Source organism: Phaeodactylibacter sp. (assembly GCF_040219495.1).
Lineage (GTDB): Bacteria > Bacteroidota > Bacteroidia > Chitinophagales > Saprospiraceae > Phaeodactylibacter.
Genome location: NZ_JAVJSK010000076.1, coordinates 1 through 8,363, shown reverse-complemented (window position 1 = coordinate 8,363; position 8,363 = coordinate 1). Strand labels below are relative to the sequence as shown.

Annotated in this window: 5 protein-coding genes; 4 read left to right on the top strand and 1 reads right to left on the bottom strand. The window is 47.4% G+C overall.

The window, feature by feature from the left end; translation table 11 throughout:
* The first annotated feature begins 77 nt into the window (after positions 1-77).
* The 3 genes from RIC19_RS11275 to RIC19_RS11265 all read left to right on the top strand — a co-directional run bounded on the left by RIC19_RS11275 (position 78) and on the right by RIC19_RS11265 (position 6,202).
* Entirely contained in the window at positions 78-3,869 is a 3,792-nt protein-coding gene (locus RIC19_RS11275; protein ID WP_350178422.1) for a DUF7948 domain-containing protein, read from the top strand.
* Positions 3,870-3,980: 111 nt separating this feature from the next.
* A complete protein-coding gene (locus RIC19_RS11270; RefSeq protein ID WP_350178421.1) occupies positions 3,981-5,045 on the top strand; it encodes a T9SS type A sorting domain-containing protein in 1,065 nt (354 codons plus the stop codon).
* Positions 5,046-5,161: 116 nt separating this feature from the next.
* Positions 5,162-6,202, top strand: coding sequence for a T9SS type A sorting domain-containing protein (locus RIC19_RS11265; protein ID WP_350178420.1), 1,041 nt, complete (start codon positions 5,162-5,164; stop codon positions 6,200-6,202).
* Positions 6,203-6,283: 81 nt separating this feature from the next.
* Here the strand turns inward: RIC19_RS11265 and RIC19_RS11260 are convergent, their stop codons facing one another.
* Positions 6,284-6,859 (bottom strand): DUF8196 domain-containing protein, encoded by a 576-nt coding sequence (locus tag RIC19_RS11260; RefSeq protein WP_350178419.1) that lies wholly within the window; start codon positions 6,857-6,859, stop codon positions 6,284-6,286.
* Positions 6,860-7,060: 201 nt separating this feature from the next.
* On the opposite strand from RIC19_RS11260, the gene mnmA reads away from it, so the two are divergent.
* The gene (gene mnmA, locus RIC19_RS11255) at positions 7,061-8,176 is read left to right on the top strand and encodes a tRNA 2-thiouridine(34) synthase MnmA (protein ID WP_350178418.1); all 1,116 of its coding nucleotides are present in this window, start codon (positions 7,061-7,063) and stop codon (positions 8,174-8,176) included.
* Positions 8,177-8,363 lie beyond the last annotated feature (187 nt).

Genomic DNA, 8,363 nt, shown 5'->3' with positions numbered 1-8,363 from the left:
AGAGTTCTGTCTCCTTGTTGCCCTTTACCAGGCTACCTAACACTGTATTTCTTAATTAACCGATAAATATTTTACCTATGAAAAATGTAAACCTGAACCTGAAACCGCCCGCACAGACGCGATTGCTCTTTCTTTCTTTCTGTAATTTGGTAGTAGCTCAACAAAGCACCTTCTACCTGGAAACCTGGCAGGCCAGCCAAGGGGAGCAGCCTGCGATATCGCTGGACCGGGTGTTGAGCACGCCTAACCGCTTTGGGGGCGCATTTACAGCTGGAAGTGTGTACAATGAAAGCGCTGGGTATTATGATCTGCTGGTTACCCAATACAATGGGAGCGGAACGGTAATGTATCAGGACACCTTTAACCTTCCTGTACCAGGAAACATTATTGTCGGTGCCATTGCAACCAACAGTAATAAAACAGAATTATTCGTTACAGGCACGGTTTATAATGGCAGTGCGAATAGCTATGACGTCTTGACTATGAAGTATGGGGTTACAGGCCAGGTAGACTGGTACAGTACTTACAACGGCATTGGTAATGGATACGATGGGGGCAGTAGCCTTCTCGTAGATAGCGATACTATATATGTGGGAGGCGCGATAACGGATACCACCGGCTTATTTGGTGCGCTCTGTATCAAGTATCTTGACGGAGGGACAGAAACCTGGGACCGCACCATTACGCCTAATAACCGCAACGTAGCGATCGGGACGCTATCAAAAGTAAATCCTGATGAATTGATGATTGGGGTAGGCCTTGAATTTAATAATGGCACCCACCGGGTCGGCTCCTCTGTGTTGGCTACCTCAGATGGCAGCACGCTGAGCGGGTTTTCTGAAAATAGCCAAGTTGACCTGGACGAGATTACAGGTTTTGCAGCGGATGCCGACCAGAACCTATATGTTACAGGCTACAGCGACGCTGCTGGTAACGGGGACGATATTGTCACGGTGATGCTCGATGACACCCTTGGCCTGGTCTGGGAGTCCGTTTACAATGGGTCTGCCAATAGTGACGACCGCCCTTCCAGCCTGGACATCGATACCTTAGGCAATGTATATGTCGGGGGCTACACAATAGGTTCCAATGGCAAGGACTTTGCAGTGATCAAGTACAATAACAGCGGTACGCAGCAGTGGGCCGCACTGTACGATGGCGCAAGCCATGGCGATGATGAAGCCAAAGCTGTAGTAGCTGGAAAAGATGGGCAGGTCTATGCCACTGGCTCTGTAGATACCCTGGGGCAAAAGGACTACCACACCCGCCTATTGAAAGCCAGCGACGGCACAACGGAATGGTCTGCCAGCTTCAATGGCCTGCACAGCAAAGACGATGAAGCGGCCTCAATAACTTTAGATGGCGAAGGCGGCTTGTCCGTGCTGGGCAAAAACGGGCTGTCCAATGGCAAAACAGAATACATGCTGGTGCGGTATTCGAAAAAACAGCTGACCATACCTCCGGGGGATGGGGCCGCTTCGCCAGCCTTGGCATTCACAGAACAGCGGGGGCAGCTGACAGATACGTCTGGCACTTCGGTAGAAGGTGTACGCTTTTACAGTACCGGCAGTTATCCGCCCTTATATGTGCAGAACGACACACTAAGCTTCGTGACCGCTAGTGTAGATACGAGCAGCGCTACGCCAGACACTTTGCACCGCGTTGACATTACGTTTTTTGACAGCAAGACTTCCCTGATGAGCGCAGCCGGGCTGGACAAACTGGACAACTACCGAAATTATTATCTGGGGCACATCCCGGAAGGCCGGGCACGGGTCGGGCAGTACGGCCGGGTAGCGGTAACCGACTTATATGACGGCATCAACCTGCAAATGTTTGCCGATGAGAGCGGCATAGTGTACTACTTTGTCATACAGCCGGGCGGGGACCCCAATGACCTAAAACTGGATTTTCATGGGCAGGACTCCCTTTATTTGAAAGCACGCAACCTGTTTGTGGGCACCTCATTAGGAGATTTTAATCTGCCCGCCCCGAAAGCTTTCCAGATAGACAGCCTGGGCCAAGAGGTATCCACGATCTGGAAACCGGAATATAGTATTGCGGGCAGCCGGGTGAGCTTTAGCAGTACGGGGAGTTATGATAGTACGAAGGTGCTGGTGGTGGAATTGCGGCGAGAGGAAGTCCCAAGTTCACCAAGCCAGGACTGGATTACTTACTTTGGGGGCAACGATTCTGATGTCATTAATGGCTCTGATACAGATAGTGAAGGCAACTTCTATGTAGCCGGAACAACATTCAATCAGGTTTTTCCAGAGGTTGAGGGCGTGCAGGTATTTGGCAGCCCAAATTTCCAGTTTGTGTTCTTTACCAAATTCAAAGCATCTGCTGCATTAGACTACATGACTATTTTCGGTGGTGGCGGCCCGGAAAATGGTTATGATGTTTTGGCTTTGGATAAAGTCTATGTGGTAGGAAGGACACTTTCATCTGATTTTCCAGCGACTATCGGAATTCCATCCTTAGTTTCTCAAGGGTTTGTTTCATCGTTCTCTATCAATGACGGGCAGTCCATATCCTCAAAAGTACTGAGTGCTTCAGGCAGTGAGACGGAGCTGTATTCCATTTCGGGTTTTGATAAAAATATTTTTGTAGGAGGCCAGGTTCGTGCAGGCAGCTTTTCCACGGCATCAAGTAGCTCTTGGGGCTACCATGACTCGTCAAATAGTGGCGGAAGAGACGGGCTGCTTATCGGGCTTGATTCAGACCTTAACACGAGCTGGAGCACCCATTTTGGAGGTAATGGAGAAGAAAGCATTCAGGATGTTGTCATCACCCCGGATGAAAAACTATTCATTGCCGGGAATACAACTACCATGAGCTATTCTGCGACTTCATGCGATGTGCCTGCTGATAGCGGTTTTCCATCTTGCCAACCATCGGGAAGCTCCCAGTTCGCCTTCGCCAATGGGAATTCACCGGCACTGGAGGATGATATATTCATTGCGGAGTTTGACCCAGAAGGGAATTTAAGCTGGACCACTTTTATGGGGGGCAGTTTAAGAGAAAAGCTGTTAACGTCCTCAAGCATTGATGTAAACGGCAACAACCTGGTCATTCTTGGGGCAAGTGAACAATTGAGTACGATGCAAGCCAATACAGGTGGCGGGTTTCAGCAAAGCATTTCAGGTAGAGGTTATTTTGTTGCAGAGTTTGCAAACAGGTCTTTAGTATGGAAAACTAATTACGGATGTATTGAAGGCAGCCCTAATGTTCTAAATCTTTTTCAATCTGTTGTTTATGGTGACCAAGGGGGGATCTATATCAGTGGGATATCAGATTGTGCTACGCCTGTTTCGTCAATGGATCATTGCAGTGCTCCTCCTTCTGGTGAGTTTGCGCTATGCCCGCCATCAGGAGGGACCTTTTATGAAGATAATAGCCAGGGGGGATTTGAATTGTTCTTGACTGCATTTGCAACCGATTATACTATGGAGTTCGCGACTTACTTTGGTGGAAATGAAGATGAATTCATTACGAGTATAACGAGTATTGAGGATGCCCTGTTTATAACTGGATTTACGAATAGCACTCAAAATTTCCCGGTCAGTTTCCCGCAAGATGCTTACGAGCAAGATTACTACGCTGGTAATACAGATGGGTTTATTGGAAGGCTTAATATCGGGGCGCTGGTGAACAGTCAAAAAATTGAATCTTCAGCCGAGAGGTTGACTCTTTTTCCAAACCCCGCCACTGATTTATTGACGATTAGCTTACCGAAGGATGTAAAGCCACACCAACGCGAAGCACATATCTATGATATGGCTGGTAAGCTGGTAATGACTAAGGGTTTAAACCATTTTGAGACAGAAGTATCCATAGCAACTTACCCTCTGGCTTATATCAAGTAAGGGTAGAAGAGTTCGTGGAGAGATTTATCAAAATCTAGATATTGATCACCATCTGCATGGGCAATAGGCAAGTAAATCTTTGTCATTGCCCATGTAAAAAATAAAAAGAGTATGCTAAGGTATTTCATTTTCTCAATAATGGTGCTCCTGACTTCAATTCAGGCAGAGCAACTGTATGCACAACGGATATATGGGGCAGAAGTGTATAAAGAATTTTGGATCGATAACGCTACAATTGAAGCCTGGGTATGGCGGCAGGGCGGCTCCAAGCCTTTCATTCTGTATGACTGGGGCGATGGCAGCTCTTTGGACTCAATTTTCCTATTTAATAGTCTACCACTGGGTTATTATGAAGGTCAAAATTATTATTTGGATATATACCGTGGGATGCATAAGTATGATACAACGGGAGTTTATATTATGGGATTTCGAGACAGCTTCTTAGTCGATGATATCGTTAACATTGAAGAGTCTGGCATAAGAAATTTGGAGTTATATGATACTGTAGCTTTATATCCTCAGAGTACAGGTGGGCTTGCAATAAATACGACACCTAGGTTTTTCACTCAACAAGGAAATATAAATGACATTAATGGGAACGTAGTATTCAATATTGATGTGGAGTCAGATGAATCTTTCGCTACAGATTTATACAACGGGGAGTTGGCTCCTTTTCCTGCTGAAGGTTATAGCATACCTGAATCAAGCGATAGCATTTACATGGCCCCTCCGGTAGGAGCAGCTATGATATGGGACGACCCGATCGCTCCTGGCCGTTATGCAGTAGGGATAGTAGTCCGGGAAAGGCGAAAGAGAGATATTAATGGAGGGGTTGATACCTTTTTCCTGTCCACCACCATGCGCGCGATGACGATGCTGGTGACCGAAGAGTTAATTTTATCCTCTTTGCCGGGGGCTGAACCCTTACCGGCAGTGGTCAGTATCTATCCCAATCCGACAGCTTCTATGGTCAATATAGATTTTGCAGTGCCTGGACAGCCCGTAGAAGTTACTATCCTAAACCTGGAAGGTAAAATGATGCGCCACCTCGAAGTGGAAGGCAGCTCTGCAGTCAGAACAGAACAGATAGATGTTGCTGACTGGCCATCTGGGGTTTATTTATTGCGCTTGCAGACAGGGTCGGAGCAGGTGGTGCGGAGGTTTGTGGTGGAGTAAGCTGACAAAAGGAATAGCTTGCTTTTGTGTAGCAGCTTTTTAATTACTTAGATTCGCAAAAGGCTTGAAGCAATAGTAAAGGTTGCTTCAAGCCCGTTTACATCAATTACTTCGTAATGAAAAAAGAGTATCAAATCATTTTAATTTTTGCTTTACTTAGTATTGTGAAATTACATGCACAGGGTATAGTAGGTGCTCAGTTAGAAAAAGAGACTGGTGCTACTCAAGTTTCAATTAGGGCAGAAATTCTTCGAGAAGGAAATTCAGACGTAAGCGAAACTATTTTATTTAAGTGGGGCGATGGAGTCGAGGAAGAACTGCCTGTTTTGAGTTATGGATACCTTCCATTTGTGAATCTTACTCTAGCTGTATATCATGGTTTTCACGTTTACGAAGAACCTGGATTATATGAACTAAGCTTTGCCGACGGTTTTCTTATCGATGGTATAAAGAATATTGAAAGTTCAGGTCAAAAGATGCTGAATTTCAAGGATACTATAAGTCTTTTGCCTCAGGAAAACCCAGATAGCAATAATGAAGCCCCGTTTTTTTTAGGAGATCCGACTATTGATGACCTGATGGTTGATGAAAATGGAGTAATAAAATACATAGCTGTTTTTGATCAGGAATTTTACACTCCGATAGAAGATTTCCGAACGTCAATAGCCCCTTTCCCTGCTTCTGGGTATTCACCTCCACCGGGCAATCTATACATGGATGGCAACATCCTAGTCTGGGATAAGCCTGTGGAGCCTGGTCTTTTTGGAGTATGTATAAAAGTTAGAGAATTTAGACAACCCCGTGAAGAAGGTCAAGACTCCTTGTTTATGAGCACTGCTCATAGAGCAATAGTTCTAGAAATAGATTCAAATTTTATTGTATCCAATTTATCGCTTGAGTCAATCGAAGGACTTGTCAGCCTTTTCCCCAACCCCACCACCTCCACCCTCCACCTACAGCTACAGCACGCCCAAGCCACTCCAGGCAAGCTCCAAATCGAGAACCTGGCCGGCCAAACCCTTCACACCGAAGCTTTGGATCTAAGCCCTGCCCTCCAAAGTTGGCAGGTCGATGTGGCGGACTGGCCAAGTGGAGTGTATGTAGTACGTTTGCTGGCAGGGTCGGAGCAAGTGGTGCGGAAGTTTGTGAAGGAGTGACCGGTAAAAGGGACGGTCAAATAAGGGATTTTGGCAGTATCAAATACGTAGTAGAGCCATTGATCAGAATAGACAAATGGATCAAAAGGTACGCGGCACGAAATCCGCCTTGTTCACAATTGCGGCTGAATCCCCTGTGGCGCGGATGACAAACAGCCCTTTCTTTTCTGCCATCTGTTCTGCCCCGGCATCGGCCTGCAGGAAAGCTACAGCTCCGTAGATGGTATTGGGGGCGTATTCCTCAACCCAGGTTTTGAAGGAGGCCATTTTGTCGAGGAACTCATGGATGTGCTTGGGCTTGAGAGTGGTTTTGACTTCTACGACCACCACTTCCGTACCATTGCGCGCGATGATGTCAAATTCAAAGCGTTGCCCTTTGTGACTGCCCTTGAGTCGCTGAGCTGTTTGCTCTATCTTAATGCCGCGCTTCTCAAAGATGCGTACCAATTCACCTTCCACCAGGCTCTCCACCAGGCGCCCCCACTGCGAGGAGAACAACCCGTAGAGTTCGTTGAAGCGCTTGTCCAGCTTCTTATCGGTCTCTTTAAACTTCCTGTCGGTTTCTTGAAACTTGCGGTCAGTATCCTGAAATTTCCGGTCTGTCTCTGCGAACAATGCTTTGATTTCGTCCCAGCTGATGTCGTTGTGCTCTGCCATGGTCGGTAAAATGATCCCTACGTAAAACCTGCTAACCGTGAGATTGGTTCCGTTAAGGCGTCCTTTGTTAAGAGATTGAAAAGCGGAAAGCTACCTTAGCCTACATTCTACTCCACCGGTTGAACTAATCAGCGCCCAAATTTGTACCTTTGTGTGTTGATTTTGAAGGCAGTTAGCCAGAATCAAAACTGAATTTTTTTCATGAGTAAGCACGGAAGAGTATTAGTAGCCATGAGCGGGGGAATTGACAGCACAGTCACGGCTATGATGATGCACGATATGGGCTATGAAGTCGTTGGGATCACCATGAAAACCTGGGATTACGCCAATTCCGGAGGGTCTTCCAAGGAAACGGGCTGCTGTAGCCTGGATTCCATCAACGATGCTCGGGAGGTAGCTGTAAAAGTAGGCTTCCACCACTTTATTATCGATATACGCGATGAGTTCGGTGATTATGTCATTGACAATTTTGTGGATGAGTACCTGGCGGGGCGTACCCCCAACCCCTGTGTCCTTTGCAATACCCACATCAAATGGAGTGCCCTGCTGAAGCGGGCGGATGCGCTGGACTGCGAATTCATTGCTACCGGGCACTACGCCCAACTCAATGAGTTCAACGGGCGGCACTACGTAAGCAAGGCGGTGGACGAGCACAAGGATCAATCTTACGTCCTCTGGGGGCTGAGCCAGGAGTGCATGGCGCGCAGCCGTTTCCCGCTGGGTCCCTACACAAAGCCTGAAGTCCGGCAGATGGCTGCCGACTGGGGGTATGAAGCCTTGTCCAAAAAGGCGGAAAGCTATGAAATCTGTTTTGTGCCTGACAACGACTACCGGGGCTTCCTCAAGCGCCGGGTCGACGGGCTGGAAGCGCGTGTGGATGGGGGGCAGTTTGTCAATACCGCAGGGGACGTAATTGGTACCCATAAAGGTTACCCCTTCTACACCATCGGTCAGCGCAAAGGGCTGGGCGTTGCCTTTGGGGAGCCGATGTACGTGACGGAAATCCGCCCCGACACGAATACCGTTGTGCTGGGCCGGCAGGAGGAACTTGTCCGTAATGGCATGATGGTCGGCAAGGTCAACCGGATGAAGTACGACCAAATCCCCGATGGCACGGAAGCCGTTACCATGATCCGCTATAACGATCAGGGCACGCTGAGCCAGTTAAGCAATATGGGCGAAAATATCCATGTCGATTTCTTCGCTAATGTGAGAGGTGTGGCACCTGGGCAATCAGCCGTATTTTATGAAGGGGACGATGTCCTCGGCGGGGGGATTATCCATGGTAGCTTCCTCGATGAGCAGCGGCAGAACTGATGGAGTTTTTTTAACGAAAAAGAAGAACGCCTTGCCCTTTTCTCAATAAGAGCATGTTTGGAGCTCGTTGCTATTGCAAATCAACGCTTTATGAACCCCGCAGAAATGCGGGGCAAGCTCTGACTTCCTCACTAAATTTTCATTTAGCCCGCTAAACTCAAATTTAGTGACTTTGCCAGAACCATAA

What these genes read in the sequence shown, in the direction of transcription:
- RIC19_RS11275 (WP_350178422.1), top strand. Translation starts at nt 78, where the DNA reads ATGAAAAATGTAAACCTGAACCTGAAACCGCCCGCACAGACGCGATTG.
- RIC19_RS11270 (WP_350178421.1), top strand. Translation starts at nt 3,981, where the DNA reads ATGCTAAGGTATTTCATTTTCTCAATAATGGTGCTCCTGACTTCAATT.
- RIC19_RS11265 (WP_350178420.1), top strand. Translation starts at nt 5,162, where the DNA reads ATGAAAAAAGAGTATCAAATCATTTTAATTTTTGCTTTACTTAGTATT.
- RIC19_RS11260 (WP_350178419.1), bottom strand. Translation starts at nt 6,859, where the DNA reads ATGGCAGAGCACAACGACATCAGCTGGGACGAAATCAAAGCATTGTTC.
- mnmA (WP_350178418.1), top strand. Translation starts at nt 7,061, where the DNA reads ATGAGTAAGCACGGAAGAGTATTAGTAGCCATGAGCGGGGGAATTGAC.